Here is an 18,118-nt window from a genome sequence, read left to right as displayed (position 1 = left end):
AGGATCGCGGGACCAAGCTATGGGCCGGGATACTCAGCGTGGATGTCGCCGTCGTACAGCCGCCAGCAGAAGTCGTTCATCCGCGCCGCCGCGGGGGCGTGCCGGGCGAGGATTCCCGCCACGGCCGCCGGCACGCCCTGCGGAATGTCGCCGCTCGCGCACCGGCGCACGTACATGTTGCGGGCAGCAGGACCACCGCTGACCGGCACCGGCACCCCGCACACTGTGGTGACCAGCCAGTTCACCAGCCCCATCGCCGCATAGTCGGCATCGTGGCCGACGTGGTGCGCGACAAAGTCGCGCTCGGCGTTCGACAGGTCGAACCGAGGCGATGTGGCCAGCCCGAAATCGACGAGGTAGATCCGATCACCGTCGGCGCGCATGTTACGGAAGTGTCCGTCCATATGCAGCAGCTCGCGGCTCCGCAGGAACGCCACGACCTCAAACATCTGCCGCTCGAACGTCTCGGCCCTGCCGATCGGGTCGTTCAGCCAGTCGAGCAACGGATAGGGGACGTACTCGAAAAACAGCACGAGGCTGGCGGCCGCGCCGGCCAGTTCCTCGAAGCGGACGCGCACGGCCGGGTCGCCGCCGAACTGGGCGACAACGGCGTCGATGTCACGGTGCTCGGACGCGACAGGTGGGCGGCCGGGTAGCACCCGCCAGTGGTGCAGCAACGGGAAAGACTCCGCCTCACCGGCGAGGACTCCCGCTGTGACGATCATGTTCGCGGCCAGCTCGCGCCAAGCGCCGAAGCCCGGGCCGGCGAGGCGGTACATGCCGTACTGGCAGTAGGTCGGCAGGTCGAACAGGTTCGCTGTGCTGTGCGGATGGGCCAGCTCCCGGTCGGTGATCGGGATCCGCTTGGCGAACACCGGCACGCCGCCAACGTCGAGCACCGAGGAGTCACCGCCCACGCCCACAGCGCTGGTGGGCGCGGCATGGAGGAACGCCGCCAGATCGTCGTCGTTGCGGGCGGCGAGCGAGGCCGATATGCGGTCGTGGTGGAAACGCCGGGTGGAGAGCATCGCACCCATCATGCCAGTGGATTGCGGTCGCCCAGCCGCAACCGGTTCTGCCAAGGAAGTGCCTCCGGCCCAAGGCGACGAGACCACTGCCGGCCGTCGGCCCCGCGCGCGCCGACTCACCGGTGCCGGTTCAGCCGGCCGTCGCCCCCGTGTCCACCACCAACGTCACCCCAGCCAACAACAACCGCCAACCACCCCACCGCGGCACCTCGATCATCGGTTTCATCAACTTCCTCCGTTGGTGGGAGCCGACGCCGGACGAGAGGGCGCGACACCAGCGTGACGACGCCGCCGCGCGGCGGCTGACGGGGCTCGTCCACCCGGAAGGAGCACGGGCGAGTCGAGGCGACGACGGTGGCGTTACACCGTAAAGACAATGGCAGTGTTTGCGTTAACATTGATGCTTGTCAAGGGTTGGTGGTCCGCAGCCCGACTGCCCTGCGCCGATCACGGCCTTCTTACGTAGGCATCAGCAGGGTCGGCCGGCTGATCGAGGACAGCAGGACGCCAGGCATGGGCGGGTCGGCCCGTCGATGGGTATGGTCGATCACCGACCGTGTCGGGTACCCCGCGACGCCGCACGGTGTAACCGTCCGCGGCGGGAGGCGCATCGTCACCACCGGCGCCGATACGCCGCCGGCAAGACGTCTGGCCGGGTCAGCGCCGCGGTGGAGCGCCGACGCTCCGACGGACGACCAGGGTCGGCGCGACCGTCCGCCGAAGCGGGCCGACGACGTCGGACTCGATCTGGGCCAGTAGCAGGTCCAGGCTCGCCCGGGCGACCGCCGCGAAGTCGGGCCGCACGGTGGTCAGCGGCGGGATGAAGTATGCCGCCTCGGGCACATCGTCGAAGCCGACCACGCTGATGTCGTCGGGCACCCGTCGGCCGTGCTCGTGCAGCGCGCGCAGCACTCCGAGCGCGAGATGGTCGTTGGCCGTGAAGACCGCGGTCACCTCCGGCATCCGGGCCAGCATCTGCCCGCACCGGTAGCCGGCCGCCGCGGACCAGTCCGCCGGGACCACCGGCGGCACCTCGGCGCCCGCCAGTTGCAGGGCCTCCCGCCACCCTTCGATCCGGCCCGCGCTGTCGAACCAGTCCGGCGGGCCGGACACGTGCCAGACCGTGCGGTGCCCGGCGTCGAGGAGGTGCTGCGTGGCGGCCCGGGCACCGGAGACCTGGTCGACCGTTACCAGGGGGATCGGCCCGGCCGGGTCGCCGTCGACGGTCACCAGGGGTACGTCCTGGGGGAGCTGCTCGAGGGCCTCCCCCGCCGACTCGACCGGCGCGATCACCACGATCCCGGCGACCCGGTGCGCCAGGTGCCGCTCCACCGCCGCGGAGATGGACTGGTGGTCGAGATCGCTCACGCTGCCGACGCTGACCGCGAAGCCGGCCTCGGCAGCGGTCTGTTCCAGGGCGGCCAGCAGCGACGCCGGGCCGTAGAGGGTGGTGTTCTGCGCGACCACGCCGATCACCTGGGACCGGCCGGTGACCAACGCCCGTGCGGCGCGGTTGGGCCGGTAGCCCAGCTCGGCGATCGCCGCCTGGACCCGAAGCCGGGTCTGCTCGCGCACGTTGGGGTGCCCGTTGAGGACCCGGGACACCGTCTGGTGGGAGACACCGGCGAGGCGAGCCACATCCGTCATCGCAGGAGAACGCACGCCCCACCTCACCTTCCCCGCCTGCCCGTCGGCAATCGCGCACGTCGACGTCGACGGGAGCGGCCCACGTGGTGCGAAATCGCCCTCGCAGCCGCCACATCGGTGGGTATGCCGGGTGGCCGAGGTTGGGACGCCGACAGTCTACGCCAATTGTCCCACCGACCAGGGAGACGGCCGAGCCGGCAATCGCGTACGCCAGCACACGATCCTCAGGCTCCCGCACCTCCGGGGATGGTGACCGCTGTCATGGGCGCCGGTGGTGTCAGCAGGCGGAGTTGGTCTGTGTCAGCAGGTAGTCCTGCCCGGCTGGGTGGCCTCCCCGGCACGGGGAGGGTCACCAAGGGCTGTCGATGTGGGTGCCCTCAGAGCCCCCGGGCGAGCCGGTAGTACGCCTGATTCCAGCGGATCTCGTCGGCGAAGCGGCGCGGGTCGGTGTCGGCGTCGATGACGACCAGTTCGGTGCGGGTCATCTCGGCCAGGTCGTGCAGTTCCTCCACGCCGACCGCCTGCGACAGCACGGTGTGGTGGGGGGCGCCGGCGGTGATCCATGCCTCCGCCGAACCGGCCAGGTGCGGGCGGGGCCGCCACACGGCCCGGGCCACCGGCAGCTTCCGCAGCGGATGCGGGGGCGACACGACGTCGACCTCGTTGGCCACCAGGCGGAAGCGGTCGCCCATGTCGGCCATGCCGAGGACCACCGCCGGGCCGGGCGCGGCGTCGAACACCAGCCGCACCGGGTCCTCGCGACCCCCGATACTCAACGGGTGGATCTCGGCGTTCGGCCGGTCGCCGGCAATCGTCGGGCAGACCTCGAGCATGTGGGCGCCGAGGATCAGCTCCTCGCCGGGGGTGAGGTCGTAGGTGTAGTCCTCCATGAAGGAGGTACCGCCCTCGACGCCCACCGCCATCGCCTTGAGCGTGCGGACCAGGACCGAGGTCTTCCAGTCGCCCTCGCCGCCGAAGCCGTAGCCGTCGGCCATCAGCCGTTGTACGGCGATGCCGGGCAGCTGACGCAGGCCGCCGAGATCCTCGAAGTTCGTGGTGAACGCCCGGAACCCACCGTCGTCCAGGAAGGCGCGCATGCCGAGTTCCAGGCGGGCGGCGTACCGCAGCGAGTCGTGCCGCTCGCCCCCGGCCCGCAGCTCAGGGACGACCCGGTAGGTGTCGTCGTACTCCTTGACCAGGTCGTCGATCTGCGCGTCGGCGACCTCACCGACCACCGCGACCAGGTCGTTGACGCCGTAGGTGTTGACCGACACCCCGAACCGCAGCTCCGCCTCGACCTTGTCGCCCTCGGTCACCGCGACGTCACGCATGTTGTCGCCGAAGCGGGCCAGTCGCAGCGACCGCATCGCCGACCGGCCGCGCGCGGCCCGGGCCCAGGCACCGACCCGGGCGACGACCCGCGGGTTCGTCACGTGCCCGGCGACGGTCTTGCGGGCGATACCGAGGCGGGTCTGGATGTACCCGAACTCGCGGTCGCCGTGGGCGGCCTGGTTCAGGTTCATGAAGTCCATGTCGATCTCGTCCCACGGCAGCAGGACGTTGGCCTGGGTGTGCAGGTGCAGCAGCGGCGTCTGCAACGCGTCCAGGCCGGCGATCCACATCTTCGCCGGGGAGAAGGTGTGCATCCACGCGACAACCCCGATCGCACCCTGCGTGGCAGCATCGCGGCAGACCTGCAGAATCTCACCGCTGTTGGTCAGGATCGGCTTCCAGAGCACCCGGGCGGGAATCTGCGGTGAATCGTCGAGCACGGCCGCGATCAGCCGGGACTGCTCGGTCACCTGCCGGAGCGTCTCTTCGCCGTACATGCCCTGACTGCCGGTGAGGAACCAGATCTCGGGTTCGGTGCGTGGTGCCATGGGGTTGCCTTCCGCGAGAGGGGGCGGTCACTTGTAACGGATCCCGATGAGACGCTGGAGGAGGATGAACACGAGGAGCAGGCCCCCGATCACGATCTTGGTCCACCAGGAGTTGAGGCTTCCGTCGAAGGTGATGAGGGTCTGGATCACCCCCAGGACCAGTACGCCGAGCACCGCGCCGAAGACGTATCCCGAGCCACCGGTGAGCACGGTGCCCCCGATCACGACAGCGGCGATGACGTCCAACTCCATGCCGACGGCGATCAGCGGCGCGCCGGAGAGCGTGTAGAACGACAACAGGATCCCGCCGATCGCGGAGCACAGGCCACTGATCGTGTAGACGGCGATCCGGGTGCGGCCCACCGGCAGACCCATCAGCAGGGCCGACTGCGGGTTGCCGCCGATGGCGTACACGTTGCGCCCCAGCCGGGTGTAGGCCAGCGTCCACGCGGCGAAGGCGACCACGGCGAAGGCGACGAGCACGCTGATCGAGACGAAGTTGCCCCGGGGGTCGCCGATCCGCGCCTGCGACATCCTGGTCCAGAACCCGTCGGTGATCGGGATGGACGAGCCGGAGATGAACGTGCACATCCCCCGGGCGAAGAACATCCCGGCGAGGGTGACGATGAACGGCTGGATGTCGAAGAAGTGGATGGCGCAGCCCATCAGCAGGCCGAGCGCCGGGCCGATCAGCAGGGCGACGACGAGCACGAGCGCCGCCGGCAGGCCCTGCTGTAGCAGCGCAGCCGACACCATCGCCGTCATGGCGACGACCGACCCTACCGACAGGTCGATGCCACCGGTGAGGATCACGAAGGTCATCCCCACCGCGACGACGAGCAGGAAGCCGTTGTCAATGAAGACGTTGAAGATGACCTGCACGTTGGAGAACGCCTGGTACTGGGACACTCCGATGCCGTACATGACCAGGAGCAGGGCGAGCGTGGCCAGCACCGGTACCTGCCGTCGGGGCACCCGGATCCGGCCCCGGCGGGCGGTGAGCGATCCAGTGGTCATGCCGGCACCTGCTCCTTCGGCTTGTCGGCGACGGCGCGGGGCGGCGGGGCACTGCTCCGGCGGCGGATGAAGCGGGCCCGGAAGGCCGGCGCCTGGATGAGGCAGACGGCGATGACGACGACCGCCTTGAACAGCAGTGCGGTCTGCGGCGAGATGTTCATCGCGTACACCGTGGTGGTCAGGGTCTGGATGATCAGCGCGCCGAGGATGGTGCCGCTGAGGTAGAAGCGGCCGCCCACGAGCGAGGTGCCGCCGATGACGACCGCGAGGATGGCGTCGAGCTCCACCCAGAGGCCGGCGGAGTTGCCGTCGGCGCTCGAGACGTTTGCCGTCATCATGAAGCCGGCGACCGCGGCGCAGCCAGCGCTGAGCACGTACGCGAGGAAGATGACCCGGCCGGAGCGGATGCCGGCCAGCCGGCTGGCCTTGGCGTTGCCGCCCACCGACTCGATGATCATGCCGAGCGCGGTGCGGCGGGTGAACGCGCCGACGAGGAGGGCCGCCGCCAGCGCGACGAGGACGGCCAGCGGCAGGGTCAGCAGATGGCCCAGCCCGATCGCCCGGTACGGGCCGGAGTTGATGGTGATGATCTGGCCCCCGGTGATGAGCTGTGCGAGCCCGCGGCCCGCCACCATCAGGATCAGGGTGGCGATGATCGGTTGGATGCCGATCACGGCGACCAGCACCCCGTTCCAGGCACCGAGCACGAGCGCGACCCCGAGCGCTGCCGCGAGGGCGGTCAGCACCACGGGAAGGCTGTTCTGGTCGGGCTGCTGGCTGATGTACACGCAGGCGACCGCGCCGCTGATCGCGCAGACCGAGCCGACCGACAGGTCGATGCCGCCGGTCGAGATGACCACGGTCATGCCCAACGCGACGAGGATCAGCGGCGCGCTCAGCCGCAGGATGTCGATCGGGGTGCCGTACAGGTGCCCGTCGGTGACCTCGATGGACAGGAACCCGGGTCGGTAGATCGTGTTCGCCGTGAGCATGACGACGAGCACGGCGACGGGCCAGAACAGGCGGTGACCGACCAGCGTCCGGTAGCGGGTCACGGTGTCGCTCATCGGTCTGCCTTCTCCCGGTGCGATCCGCCGGCGATGGTCTGCATGATGCGCTCGGCGTCGAGCCGGTCGTCGTTGGCGAGCTGCGCGACCATCTGCCGGTCGCGCATCACGGCCACCTTGTGGCTCAGGCGCAGCACCTCCTCCAACTCGGCGGAGATGAACAGCACGGCCGTGCCGCCGTCGGACAACTGCGTCACGAGCCGCTGGATCTCGGTCTTCGCGCCGATGTCGATGCCCCGGGTGGGCTCGTCGAGGATCAACAGCCGCGGCTCGTTGATCAGCCACCGGGCCAGGAGCACCTTCTGCTGGTTGCCACCGGAGAGATTGCGCACCGGCACCTCCGGGTCGGACGGCCGGATCTGGAGCGCCCGGACGTACTTCTCGACCAGCTCGTCCTGACGACGGCGCGGGAGGGGCCGCAGCCAGCCGCGGGCGGCCTGCAGGGAGAGGATCATGTTCTCGCGGACCGACAGGTCGGCGACGATGCCCTCCTCGCGGCGGTTCTCCGAGCAGAAGCCGAAGCCCTGGTCGATGGCCTGCGCGGGGGTGCGCAGGCTGCCCGGCTCGCCGTCCACCGTGACCTGTCCGCCGTCGGCCCGGTCGGCGCCGAACAACAGCCGGGCCACCTCGGTACGCCCGGAGCCAAGCAGACCAGCCAGGCCGACCACCTCCCCGGCGTGGATGGTGAGGCTGAACGGCTCGACCGCCCCCGAGCGGCCGAAATTCGACACCGCGAGGAGCGGGGTGCCCTTCTCCAGGGCGGTCACGTCCCGCCGGGAGTGCTCCTCGATCCCCTCCAGCACGTCGAGCTCCTTGCCGATCATCTTCTCGACCAGGGCGAGCTGGGGCAGCTCGGCGGTCAGGTACTCGCCGACGAGTCCCCCGTTGCGCAGCACGGTGATGCGGTCGGCGATGCCGTAGACCTGATCGAGGAAGTGGGTCACGAAGAGGATCGCGATGCCCTCGTCGCGCAGTTGCCGCATGATGCGGAAGAGCTGCGCCACCTCGCTGGCGTCGAGGCTGGAGGTCGGCTCGTCCAGGATCAACACCCGGGCTCGGACGTCGATCGCGCGGGCGATCGCGACCATCTGCTGGATCGCGAGCGAGTACGTCCCGAGGGGCGCGCCGACGTCGAGATCGAGGTCGAGGCGGTTCAGGAGCGCACGGCTGCGGCGACGGACCTCCCCCCAGCGGATGGTGCCGAGGAGGCGGGGCTCGCGTCCGATGAAGATGTTCTCCGCCACCGAGAGGTTGGTGCAGAGGTTGACCTCCTGGTAGACGGTGCTCACCCCGGCGGCGGTCGCCTGCATCGGGCCGGAGAAGGACACCGGCCCGCTGTCCAGGGTGATCGTGCCCTCGTCGGTGCCGTAGACACCGGTGAGCACCTTGATGAGGGTCGACTTGCCGGCGCCGTTCTCGCCCATCAGGGCGTGCACCTCGCCGGGGAAGAGCCGGAAGTTGACGTCGTGGAGCGCGTGTACCCCGGGAAAGGACTTGCTGATCCCGGTCATCGTCAGGACCGGACGGCTATCCGTCATCCCATCAGACCTCTTCTGGGTTGTCGACGCGGAGGGGCCGCCGCACGAACGCGGCGACCCCGGCGTCGGATCAGTACTTGCGGTTGGGCAGCGCCTCCTTGGCCTGCTCAGACGTGAAGGTGGTTTCCTCCGTCTCGATCCGGGCCGGCACCTCCTCGCCGGCGCGGACCTTCTTCGCCAGGTCCATGAGCTGTGGGCCGAGCAGCGGGCTGCACTCCGCGATGAAGTTGAACCTGCCGTCCGCGAGGGCCTGCATGCCGTCCTTGACGGCGTCGACCGTGATGATGGTGATGTCCTTGCCGGGCACCTTGCCTGCGGCGGTGATGGCCTCGAGCGCGCCCAGCCCCATGTCGTCGTTGTGCGCGAACAACACGTCGATCTTCGGGTTGGCCTTGAGGAACTGCTCCATCACGGCCTTGCCGCCGGCCCGGGTGAACTCGCCGGTCTGCGAGGCGACGATCTTCAGGTTCGGGTTGGCGGCGATCGCCTCGGCGAAGCCCTTCTTGCGGTCGTTGGCCGGCGCCGCGCCGGCGCTGCCCTGCAACTCGACGATGTGCACCGGACCGGACGCGGTCTTCTTCTGCTCGATCAGCCACTCCCCGGCGAGCCGGCCCTCCTTGACGAAGTCCGAGCCGAGGAACGTCTTGTACAGCGACTTGTCGGCCGAGTCGACCGAGCGGTCGGTCAGGATGACCGGGATGCCGGCGTCCTTGGCCTCCTTGAGCACGGTGTCCCAGCCGGACTCCACCACCGGCGAGAAGGCGATGACGTCGACCTTCTGCTGGATGTAGTTACGGATCGCCTTGATCTGGTTTTCCTGCTTCTGCTGCGCGTCGTCGAACTTCAGCTCGACCCCCGCGGCGGCCGCGGCCTCCTTGATCGAGATGGTGTTCGCGGTACGCCACCCGCTCTCCGCGCCGACCTGGGAGAAGCCCAGCGTGATCTTGCCGTCGTCCGTGGACCCGCCGGTGTCGCTGTTGCCGCAGGCCGCCATGCCGCCGGCGAGCAGCACGCCGGCGAGGACCACGGCGGCGCGCCGCGAGGCGGAGTACGTTCGCAACCTTCTCATCGGATCTCCTTGGCTCGGTGTGGTGGTGGTCGCGCTGACCGCCGACGTACGCGAGAGCGACATGCGCGGGTGCGGTGTGCGCGGGTGCGGTGTGCGCGGGTGCGGTGTGCGCGGGTGCGGTGTGCTGGCAACCCCGGTGGGACGGGACCGGCGGGCCACGGCACGTGCCGTGGCCGTTCAGCAGTCCGTCGGCAAGACCTGCTGCTGTCCGTAGACGTTCTGGTAACGGTGGTAGAGGGCATCGACGTCGGCCTGCGCTATCGACAGCGGCGCCCCGAGCGTGCGCGCCAGGTGCGCGGTACGGGCCACGTCCTCGCACATGACAGCGGCCTTGACCGCCGCGCGGGCGTCGTGGCCGATGGTGAAGACGCCGTGGTTGCGCATCAGCACCGCGGGCGAACGGTGCCCGGCGAGGGTGGTGACGATGCCCTTGCCGATGTCGTCGCCGCCGATCAGGGCGAACGGGCCCACCGGGATCTCCCCACCGAACTCGTCGGCCTGCGCGGTGAGATGGCACGCAATGGCCTCCCCCCGGGCGGCCCAGGCGGTGGCGTACGTGCTGTGCGTGTGCACGACCCCGCCCACCTCGGGCATGGCTCGGTAGACGTAGGCGTGAGCAGCGGTGTCGCTGGACGGGGCGAGGTTCCCCTCGACGACGACGCCATTGAGGTCACACACCACTATGGTGTCCGCCGAGAGCTCGTCGTAGCCGACGCCGCTCGGCTTGATCACCATGAGATCGCGACCGGGGACCCGCGCGGAGACGTTGCCGGCAGTCCAGGCGACCAGGCGGTACCGGACCAGTTCGGCGTGCAGGCGGGCAACGGTCTCGCGCAGCTCGTCGATCTGCCGGGTCACCTCGGCGGTCACGCGACCACCTCCAGCGCGGCCCCGTGTGTGGTCGCGGTGGCGCCGACCGCCGAGTTGCGGATCGCCCGCAGGCGGAGCATGACGTCGTCGCCGCCGCGACCGAAGTGGTCATGCAGCGTCCGGTACTCGGCGTAGAGGGCATCGTAGACGCGCGCCCGGCCGGGGTCCGGTCGGTAGACGGCCTCGTGCACCCGACCCATCGCCCGCGACGCCTCGTGGACCGACGGGTACTCACCGGCGGCCACGGCGGCGTGGATCGCCGACCCGAGCGCCGGGCCCTGCGCGGAGGCGATCATGTTCAGCGGCCGGCCGGTCACATCGGCGTAGATCTGCATCAGCAGTTCGTTGGAGGTGAGGCCCCCGGCCATCACCAGGTCCTCCACCGTCACTCCGGCGTTGCCGAACGCTTCGATGATCATCCGCGTGCCGTACGCCGTGGACTCCAGCAGCGCGCGGTAGATGTCCGGTGGCCGGGTGGCCAGAGTCATGCCGACGACCATCCCGCTGAGGTCGTGGTTCACCAGCAACGAGCGGTTGCCGTTCCACCAGTCCAGGGCGACCAGGCCATGCGCGCCGACCGGCTGGCGGGCGGCCAGTTCCGTGAGACGTTCATGCGAGGCGACCCCGGCCGGGGCGGCGTGCTCGACGAACCAGCCGAAGATGTCGCCGACTCCGCTCTGCCCGGCCTCGTAACCCCACGAGCCGGGACTGATGCCGCCGTCGACGACGCCGCACATCCCGGCCACCTCCGCGAGGTGCCTGCCGTTGACCACGTGGCAGGTGGAGGTACCCATGATCGCGACGAGCCGACCGGGCTCCACGGCCCGCGCTGCGGCCGCGGTGACGTGTGCGTCGACGTTGCCGACGGCCACCGCGATCCCCTCCGGTAGGCCGGTCCACGCCGCGGCGCGGGCGGTGAGCGCGCCGGCCCGGGCGCCGAGGGGCATCAGCGGACCGTCCAGCTTGGCCACGAAGTCGCCGAAGTCCGGGTGGAGCGCGGTCAGGAAGCCCTCGGACGGGTACCGGCCGTCCTGCCAGATGCCCTTGTAACCGGCGGTGCAGACATTGCGGGTCTCGGTGCCGCTGAGCTGCCAGACGATCCAGTCAGCGGCTTCGATGAATCGCTCGGTCCGGTGGTAGACCTCGGGGTCCTCCTCCAGGAGTTGCAGGCCCTTCGCGAACTGCCACTCGGCAGAGATCTTGCCGCCGTACCGGCCGATCCACGGCTCCGCGCGCTCGTGGGCCAGCGCATTGATCCGGTCGGCGTGCGGCTGCGCGGCGTGGTGCTTCCACAACTTGACCCAGGAGTGCGGCCGGTCGCGCAGCTCGGGGTCCGCGCAGAGCGGGGTGCCGTCGGCGAACGTCGGCAGCACGGTGCACGCGGTGAAGCCGATGCCGATGCCGACGATCGCGGCGGGATCCACCCCTGCGGCGGACACCGCGGCCGGGACGGCGTGGCGCAGCACGTCGCGGTAGTCCTCCGGGTTCTGCAGGGCCCAGTCCGGCGGCAGCGGTCGGCCTCCGGGCAGTGTCGCGCTGATGACTCCGTCGCCGTACTCGTGCATCGCGGTCCCCAGCTCCGCACCGTCGTTCACCCGGACCACCAGGGCCCGCCCGGAGAGGGTGCCGAAGTCGACGCCGACGACGTAACGCTCGCCGGCTCCGCCCACAGGATTCATGTTCGCCTCCACCGTAGATGCGGATAGTGTTAACGCTCACATACATGCACGTCAAGATACTTGTGCGCAACAGCTCCGTAACGGAGGCCAAGCACCGCTCACCTCCCCGCCCCGAGTGCCGCCCGACCCGGCGACGCCGGCACACCTCGGCGCCGGCGGGTCGGGCTGATCGGCCCTGGGCAGAATCGCTCGCCTTTCCGGGCGCGGTGGAGGCAGGCTGTCGGCCTGGAAGCAGGTTTCATCGTTGTCCTGTTGCGGATGGAGGGGCTGATGCTGGCGCCGCTGCGAAATGGGGCCTTCCGATACCTGGCCGCTGGCCGACTGGTCAACATGCTGGGCAACGGTGTCGCTCCCATCGCGCTGGCCTTCGCCGTGCTCGATCTCACCGGCTCGGTGCGCGACCTGGGTCTGGTGGTCGGCGTGAGATCGCTGATGACCGTGCTGTTCGTGCTCTTCGGTGGGGTGGTCGCCGACCGGATTCCGCGTCCGCTGGTGCTGGTCGGCTCCAATGTGCTGGGTGCGCTGACCCAGGCTGCGGTCGCCGCCCTGGTGCTCACCGGCACGGCGACGATCCCGCTGCTGCTGGCACTCGGTGCGGCCAACGGGATCGTGAGCGCCCTGTCCCAGCCGGCCTCCGCCGCCGTGACGCCGCAGACCGTTGCACCGGAGCTGCTCCAGCAGGCCAATGCGCTCATCCGGCTCGGCGTCAACACGGGCATGATCGGCGGTGCCGCGCTCGGCGGCCTCCTGGTGGCCGCCGTCGGGCCGGGGTGGGGCCTCGCCGTCGACGCGGTCACCTTCGCCGTCGCGGCTGCCGCGTTCACCGGAGTCCGGGTGGCCGCCCTGCCGGCGAAGAGCACCCGCAAGAGCGCCATCGCCGACCTCCGGGAGGGCTGGACCGAGTTCACCTCGCGGAGCTGGGTCTGGGTGGTGGTGCTCGGATTCATGATCCTCAATGCAGCACTCGCCGGTGGCGTGCACGTGCTGGGCCCCGCCATCGCGGACGAGACGATCGGCCGTAGCGGCTGGGGCGTGGTGTTGGCGGCGGAAACCGCCGGCATGGTCGTCGGCGGGTTGATCGCCCTACGGATCCGGGTACGCCGGCTGCTGCTGCTCGGGGTGGCCTGCATGTTCGCCGAGTCGTTCCTGCTGTTGGGACTGGCCCTGGCGCCCACCGTCGTCGTCCTGGTGTCGGCCGGGTTGGCCGTCGGGATCGCCGTCGAACAGTTCGCGGTCGCCTGGGACACGTCGATCGCCCAGCACATCCCGGCCGACCGACTGGCCCGCGTCTACTCGTACGACATGTTGGGGTCCTGGATCGCCATGCCACTCGGCCAGATGGCGGTCGGACCGGTCGCCGCGGCGATCGGCACCCGCGAGACGCTGCTACTCCTCGCGACATTGGTGGTGCTCTCGGTCCTCGGCATGCTGGCCAGCCGGGACGTCCGCCGGCTACAGGTGCTGGCGCCCGCCCGCACGGCCGACGCAGCGCAGGTTTCGTCCCCCGGCGACGGGCCGGGTGAAGGCTCTGCCGCCACCCCCGCCACCCCCGCCACCCCCGCCACCCCCGCCACCCCCGCCGAACCGGCCGCCCGCGCCTGACTCGCCTCCGCCAACAACCCGAACAAGCTTGCTGGCGACCGGAGTTCGCCTCAACCCTCGTCTCTGCCCTCCGGTGCGCCGTCGACCCGCCCGTCGAGGCTCCGGGGCGGTGGACCACGAGCTATCCACCGCACCGGGAGCTCAGGTGATTTCAGCCGGCGGTGCAGGTGGGGGTCGCGACGGGTCCGGTGCCCTTGCCCTGGAAACCCCACTCCGTGAGCCGGCCGGGGGGAGTTGGCCGGCGTGGTCGGCATTGGCGAACCGGACCGCGTCCGCCGGGCCGCGAGCCGCGCGGACGTCACCGGCCCGGGCGGGCTCCGGAACGCGGGATGCGTCGGACGCCGCCGGGTGCGTACAGTTTTGGGTCGGACTTGGGGTGGGGCCGGCTGGATCTGGCTCCGGAAATGGGACGAGACGGAAAGCATGACGGCGGACAGAAACCCGGAAAACAGTCAGTACGCGATTGACCGCGACCGGCTGGAGACCTGTTTGAGCGTCTTTGCGGCGTTGGAGGCCCTTCCTCCGGATCATCCCGACGTGGTACAGGTGCAGCGGGCCACCGCCAAGCTCTACAAGGTGATCAAGCAGCGGCGGCGGGAGGAGCGGCGCGACGCCATCCTGACGGCCGACCGGGCGGTGACGGCTGCCACAGCCACCGGCGCCACCGGGCGGATCGACGACGAGACCCAGGGCATTCCGCTCGCCTCGCCCACCGCCGGCGCCACGGCGGGCGTCCTGCACAACGCGCGCGGCTGCTACGTCTGCAAGCAACGCTACCGCGAGGTGGACGCCTTCTACCACCAGCTCTGCCCGTCCTGCGCCGCGCTCAACCGCGAGCGCCGGGACGCGCGTACCGACCTGACCGGCCGCCGTGCGCTGCTCACCGGCGGCCGGGCGAAGATCGGCATGTACATCGCGCTACGGCTGCTGCGCGACGGCGCGCACACCACGGTGACCACCCGGTTCCCGCACGACGCGGTCCGCAGGTTCGCCGCGATGCCGGACAGCGCGGACTGGCTGCACCGCCTGCGGATCGTCGGGATCGACCTGCGCGACCCCGCTCAGGTGATCGCCCTCGCCGACTCGGTCAGCAGCCAGGGGCCACTCGACATTCTGATCAACAACGCGGCGCAGACCGTCCGCCGCTCGCCCGGGGCGTACGCGCAGCTCGTCGCCGCGGAGGCCGCGGCCCTGCCGGACGGCCCCCTGCCGGAGCTGATCACGTTCGCCAAGCCGGCCGGCGGCCCGGCCGGGAGCCTGACCGCCGGGCCGGAGTCGACCGCGCTCACCCCGCACGCGCTGACCGCGCTGGCGTTGACCAGTGGCTCCGCCTCCCCGGAGCGGATCGCGGCGTCCACCGCCATCGACGCCGGCGGCCTGGTACCGGACCTCGACTCGGTCAACAGCTGGGTGCAGCGGGTGCAGGAGGTCGACCCCCTCGAGCTGCTCGAGGTGCAGTTGTGCAACGTGACCGCACCGTTCGTGCTGGTCAGCCGGCTGCGTCCGGCGATGGCCGCGGCGAAGGCCCGCCGCAAGTACGTGGTGAACGTGTCGGCGATGGAGGGCCAGTTCGGCCGCGGCTACAAGGGCCCCGGGCACCCGCACACCAACATGGCCAAGGCCGCGCTGAACATGCTGACCCGCACCAGCGCCCAGGAGATGCTGACCGACGGCATCCTGATGACCAGCGTCGACACCGGCTGGATCACCGACGAGCGGCCCCACCCGACGAAGATGCGGCTGGCGGACGAAGGCTTCCACGCCCCGCTGGACCTGGTCGACGGCGCGGCCCGGGTGTACGACCCGATCGTTCGCGGCGAGCAGGGCGAGGACCTGTACGGCTGTTTCCTGAAGGACTATGCGCCCTGCGCCTGGTGACCCGCACGCCCACCCCGCCGTCGGCCGCCCGGGGCAAAGGAGGATGTGACGGGACGCCATGAGGTCCCCAACGCCTCACCGCCACAATCCGCTGACCCGGCGATCGCCCCTGCTACCGGTCCCCTGCGCGGTGCATCCGGGGCGAATCCGCGAGTACCAGTACGGCGGGCTGTGGTGCGGCGGGCCACCTCCGCCGCTCGGGACCGTACCGGCGAGGTATTCGAGTTGATGGTCAGCATCGCGGCCGGCATGCGGCCTACACACGTGCCCTGCTCGGCCGATGCCCCGCTGTCGACCCAGGCAGGCCCTGAACGGCGCTTTACGTTGCCCGGGTGGCCTCGGCGCTGAGGACCTCCTCGTCGAAGTCCAGCTCCGGTAGCGGGTCCTTCTTCCTTCCGGCGGCGGGCAGGGTGATCAGCAGCACCACGGCTCCGAGGAGGGCGATGGCCGCGATCCAGCCCGCGCCGACATGCATGGCGTGGATGAACGCGTCGTCGGCGGCCCGGGCGAGGTCGGGCCGGTTGCTGACGGCGGCGATGTGGCGGGCTTGTTCGGCGGAGACCCGCGCCTGATCCCGCACCGGACCGGGCACACCCGCCAGTGACGGTTCGATCGTCCGCCGGTACACGATCGACAGGATCGTGCCGCCCACCGCGATGCCGATCACGCTCCCGGTCTGCCGCACGGTGTTGGTGACCGCCGATCCCGCGCCAGCCTGCTCCAACGGCAGGTTGCTGACCAGCGCGGCCGTCACGGGGCCGATCACCATGCCGACCGCGAGGCCCTGCACGAACAACAGGATCTCGATCCCGACGAGCGGGGTGCTCAGTCCGAGGAACCCGTAACCACCCATGGTCAGGGCGGCCACGGTCAAGGCCGGCACGGCAACCGGGCGGAGCGACAGGCGGCGGGTCAGGCGCGAGCCGAGGGGCGCCCCCGCGACCGCGCCCAACGCGGTCGCGATATTGACCAGACCCGCCTTCATCGGGGAGAACCCGAGCGCGCCCTGCAGGTAGAACGCGTTGTAGAAGGTGATGGCGGCGACCGCGAAGAGCAGCAGTCCGAGCGCCACGTTGCCGCCGCCGAACATGCGTTGCGCGAGCAGCCGCGGATCGAAGCTGGGAGCTTTGACCCGCAGCTCGGCGACGACGAAGACGGCCAGCAGCGCCAGCCCGACAACGATCGGAGCCCAAACATCCGCACGGCTCCACGCCGCCACCTGCCCCGCCCGGATCAGACCATACGCCAACGCCACGAGCCCGCTAATCGACAACAGCATTCCAGCGGGGTCCAGCGGCCGCCGCGTGGGGCTGCGGAAATTCGGGACCAGCACGGCGAGCACGGCCAACGCCAATACGGCGACCGGGACGTTGATCAGGAAGACCGAGCCCCACCAGAAACGATCGAGCAGCAATCCCGCCAGCACCGGGCCGGCGGCCATTCCGACGCCGGCCGACGTCGAGAAAATGGCGATCGCGGAGGCCCGCGCGGCGCCGGTGAAGGTCCACATGAGAACAGCCATGGTGGCCGGTGTGATCAGCGCGCTGCCCACGCCCATCGCGGCTCGGGCCGCGATCAGCTGACCCGCGTCGCTTGCATATGCAGCCCACAACGACGACCCCGCGAAGATCACCAACCCGCCGGAAAAGACCGTACGGTGACCGAATCGATCGCCCACCGCGCCGGCCGTGAACATCAATGTGGCAAAGGCCAGGGTGTACGAACCGGTCGCCCATTGCAGCTGGCCGGGATCGGCTCCCAGCCCGCGGACCGGGTCGGCCAGGGTCTCCAGCGTGGCGCTCAGGACGGTATTGTCCAGCCAGATCAGCAGCGAGCACATCATGAGGACGGCAAGAATTAACTGTTGCCGCGACTTCGGCAACGTCGGAGGCGCGGTCATGAACACCTTCAGTTATCGGTCAACCAGAACCAGAACCCGTGGACCATAAACAAACTCCAGGATCACTGTCAAGCTTAGCTTTCTGGTCAATACTGTTGCGGCCGAACGGATTCTGTGCCCACCCCGGGGTGTGCGGACTGAAAAATTTTTGTGATTGATCAGGCGCTGCATTCGACGTTGGGTAGCCAGAGGTGACCGGCGGCGAGGTCAGTGAGGGCTTGGAGTGCGTTGTCAGGGCTTGATCAAGTTCCGTAGGCGTCCGGATCGTTGGTGATGCCCAGGATGGGGAGTGCTCGTTGGGGTTCGTCGCGGATCGCCCGGGTGGTCTTGACGATGTTGTCGACTCCGAGGGTCTTCAGCGCGCCGATGGCGAGGTTGCGGAGGGTCGCCATGGCGCGGGGTGCGGTTCCGGTGTGGATGGTGGAGGCGTCTTCGGCGGAGGTGACATCCCTGATGTGGTGTGCGGAGTTCTCCACTGCCACTGCCCAGTGCCCGCGGATCGCGGTGGCCAGGTCGGCCGGGCTGGCCTGGTGGGCGTCGAGGCTGGTCACGGCGTAGACGCTTTCACGGGTTTCGTGCTTGCCGGACTGCTTGCGCCGGCGGTGGACCCGGATGGCCAGGCGGACGTGGGGAAAGGCGATCCCGCCGAGTTCGTCCGCGACGGCGCAGGTCTTGATCGAGCGTGACTCGCGCCTGCCGTGCCCGGAGGCGGAGGCGGTGTGCTGCCCGGCGATGTCCCGCCACGGCAGGTCCGCGAGCTGGCTGTGGGCGGTCGGTTGATTGGTCTTGATCACGGCGATGTAGTGGGCCTTCTTGGCCTCGACCAGCCAGGAGATGTTCGCCTTGACCGAATGCAGCACCTGATCAGTCACAAATTTTTATGCCACACCGAGGGCTTGCGATTCGCAGAATTTCATGGCCTTCGGACGGTTGCGATGGAACG

The 18,118-nt window shown here is 69.9% G+C and carries 13 protein-coding genes; 2 read left to right on the top strand and 11 right to left on the bottom strand.

Translation table 11 applies throughout. The features are described from left to right. Positions 1-17: 17 nt before the first annotated feature. The 9 genes from SNR22_RS09030 to araB all read right to left on the bottom strand — a co-directional run bounded on the left by SNR22_RS09030 (position 18) and on the right by araB (position 11,795). A complete protein-coding gene (locus SNR22_RS09030; protein WP_320066050.1) occupies positions 18-1,028 on the bottom strand; it encodes a serine/threonine protein phosphatase in 1,011 nt (336 codons plus the stop codon). A gap of 657 nt (positions 1,029-1,685) precedes the next feature. After that, positions 1,686-2,675 carry a LacI family DNA-binding transcriptional regulator gene (locus SNR22_RS09025; protein ID WP_320066300.1) on the bottom strand — a complete coding sequence of 330 codons (990 nt, stop codon included), beginning with the start codon at positions 2,673-2,675 and terminating at the stop codon, positions 1,686-1,688. Between the two features lie 377 nt (positions 2,676-3,052). Continuing rightward, positions 3,053-4,555: an L-arabinose isomerase gene (gene araA / locus SNR22_RS09020; protein ID WP_320066049.1), complete on the bottom strand. Its 1,503-nt coding sequence runs from the start codon at positions 4,553-4,555 to the stop codon at positions 3,053-3,055. A 27-nt stretch (positions 4,556-4,582) separates the two neighbouring features. Beyond that, on the bottom strand, positions 4,583-5,572 hold the full coding sequence (gene yjfF, locus SNR22_RS09015) for a galactofuranose ABC transporter, permease protein YjfF (protein ID WP_320066048.1): 990 nt from the start codon (positions 5,570-5,572) through the stop codon (positions 4,583-4,585). Further along, on the bottom strand, positions 5,569-6,639 hold the full coding sequence (locus tag SNR22_RS09010) for an ABC transporter permease (RefSeq protein WP_320066047.1): 1,071 nt from the start codon (positions 6,637-6,639) through the stop codon (positions 5,569-5,571). The genes yjfF and SNR22_RS09010 overlap by 4 nt, the downstream gene beginning before the upstream one ends. Further along, positions 6,636-8,177: a sugar ABC transporter ATP-binding protein gene (locus SNR22_RS09005; RefSeq protein ID WP_320066046.1), complete on the bottom strand. Its 1,542-nt coding sequence runs from the start codon at positions 8,175-8,177 to the stop codon at positions 6,636-6,638. Before SNR22_RS09005 ends, SNR22_RS09010 begins: the two co-directional genes overlap by 4 nt. 70 nt (positions 8,178-8,247) lie before the next feature. Beyond that, positions 8,248-9,246, bottom strand: a complete 999-nt coding sequence (locus SNR22_RS09000; RefSeq protein WP_320066045.1) for an ABC transporter substrate-binding protein — start codon at positions 9,244-9,246, stop codon at positions 8,248-8,250. Between the two features lie 177 nt (positions 9,247-9,423). After that, the gene (locus tag SNR22_RS08995) at positions 9,424-10,116 is read right to left on the bottom strand and encodes an L-ribulose-5-phosphate 4-epimerase (RefSeq protein WP_320066044.1); all 693 of its coding nucleotides are present in this window, start codon (positions 10,114-10,116) and stop codon (positions 9,424-9,426) included. Beyond that, on the bottom strand, positions 10,113-11,795 hold the full coding sequence (gene araB, locus SNR22_RS08990; protein ID WP_320066043.1) for a ribulokinase: 1,683 nt from the start codon (positions 11,793-11,795) through the stop codon (positions 10,113-10,115). The genes SNR22_RS08995 and araB overlap by 4 nt, the downstream gene beginning before the upstream one ends. Before the next feature lie 270 nt (positions 11,796-12,065). On the opposite strand from araB, the gene SNR22_RS08985 reads away from it, so the two are divergent. Further along, positions 12,066-13,397, top strand: coding sequence for an MFS transporter (locus SNR22_RS08985; protein WP_320066042.1), 1,332 nt, complete (start codon positions 12,066-12,068; stop codon positions 13,395-13,397). Between the two features lie 423 nt (positions 13,398-13,820). Beyond that, positions 13,821-15,275, top strand: a complete 1,455-nt coding sequence (locus tag SNR22_RS08980; protein ID WP_320066041.1) for an SDR family NAD(P)-dependent oxidoreductase — start codon at positions 13,821-13,823, stop codon at positions 15,273-15,275. 319 nt (positions 15,276-15,594) lie between these two features. Here SNR22_RS08980 and SNR22_RS08975 read toward each other — a convergent pair whose 3' ends face one another. Further along, a complete protein-coding gene (locus SNR22_RS08975) occupies positions 15,595-17,175 on the bottom strand; it encodes an MFS transporter (protein ID WP_320066040.1) in 1,581 nt (526 codons plus the stop codon). 242 nt (positions 17,176-17,417) lie between these two features. Continuing rightward, positions 17,418-18,047 (bottom strand): ISAs1 family transposase, encoded by a 630-nt coding sequence (locus SNR22_RS08970; protein WP_320066039.1) that lies wholly within the window; start codon positions 18,045-18,047, stop codon positions 17,418-17,420. Positions 18,048-18,118 lie beyond the last annotated feature (71 nt).

This window comes from Micromonospora sp. RTGN7 (assembly GCF_033804645.1).
GTDB lineage: Bacteria > Actinomycetota > Actinomycetes > Mycobacteriales > Micromonosporaceae > Micromonospora.
Note: the sequence above shows the minus strand (reverse complement) of the source record. Positions and strands in the feature narration are given on the sequence as shown.

What these genes read in the sequence shown, in the direction of transcription:
- SNR22_RS09010 (WP_320066047.1), bottom strand. Translation starts at nt 6,639, where the DNA reads ATGAGCGACACCGTGACCCGCTACCGGACGCTGGTCGGTCACCGCCTG.
- SNR22_RS08985 (WP_320066042.1), top strand. Translation starts at nt 12,066, where the DNA reads ATGCTGGCGCCGCTGCGAAATGGGGCCTTCCGATACCTGGCCGCTGGC.
- yjfF (WP_320066048.1), bottom strand. Translation starts at nt 5,572, where the DNA reads ATGACCACTGGATCGCTCACCGCCCGCCGGGGCCGGATCCGGGTGCCC.
- SNR22_RS08980 (WP_320066041.1), top strand. Translation starts at nt 13,821, where the DNA reads ATGACGGCGGACAGAAACCCGGAAAACAGTCAGTACGCGATTGACCGC.
- SNR22_RS09000 (WP_320066045.1), bottom strand. Translation starts at nt 9,246, where the DNA reads ATGAGAAGGTTGCGAACGTACTCCGCCTCGCGGCGCGCCGCCGTGGTC.
- araB (WP_320066043.1), bottom strand. Translation starts at nt 11,795, where the DNA reads ATGAATCCTGTGGGCGGAGCCGGCGAGCGTTACGTCGTCGGCGTCGAC.
- SNR22_RS08975 (WP_320066040.1), bottom strand. Translation starts at nt 17,175, where the DNA reads ATGACCGCGCCTCCGACGTTGCCGAAGTCGCGGCAACAGTTAATTCTT.
- SNR22_RS09005 (WP_320066046.1), bottom strand. Translation starts at nt 8,177, where the DNA reads ATGACGGATAGCCGTCCGGTCCTGACGATGACCGGGATCAGCAAGTCC.
- SNR22_RS09025 (WP_320066300.1), bottom strand. Translation starts at nt 2,675, where the DNA reads ATGACGGATGTGGCTCGCCTCGCCGGTGTCTCCCACCAGACGGTGTCC.
- araA (WP_320066049.1), bottom strand. Translation starts at nt 4,555, where the DNA reads ATGGCACCACGCACCGAACCCGAGATCTGGTTCCTCACCGGCAGTCAG.
- SNR22_RS09030 (WP_320066050.1), bottom strand. Translation starts at nt 1,028, where the DNA reads ATGCTCTCCACCCGGCGTTTCCACCACGACCGCATATCGGCCTCGCTC.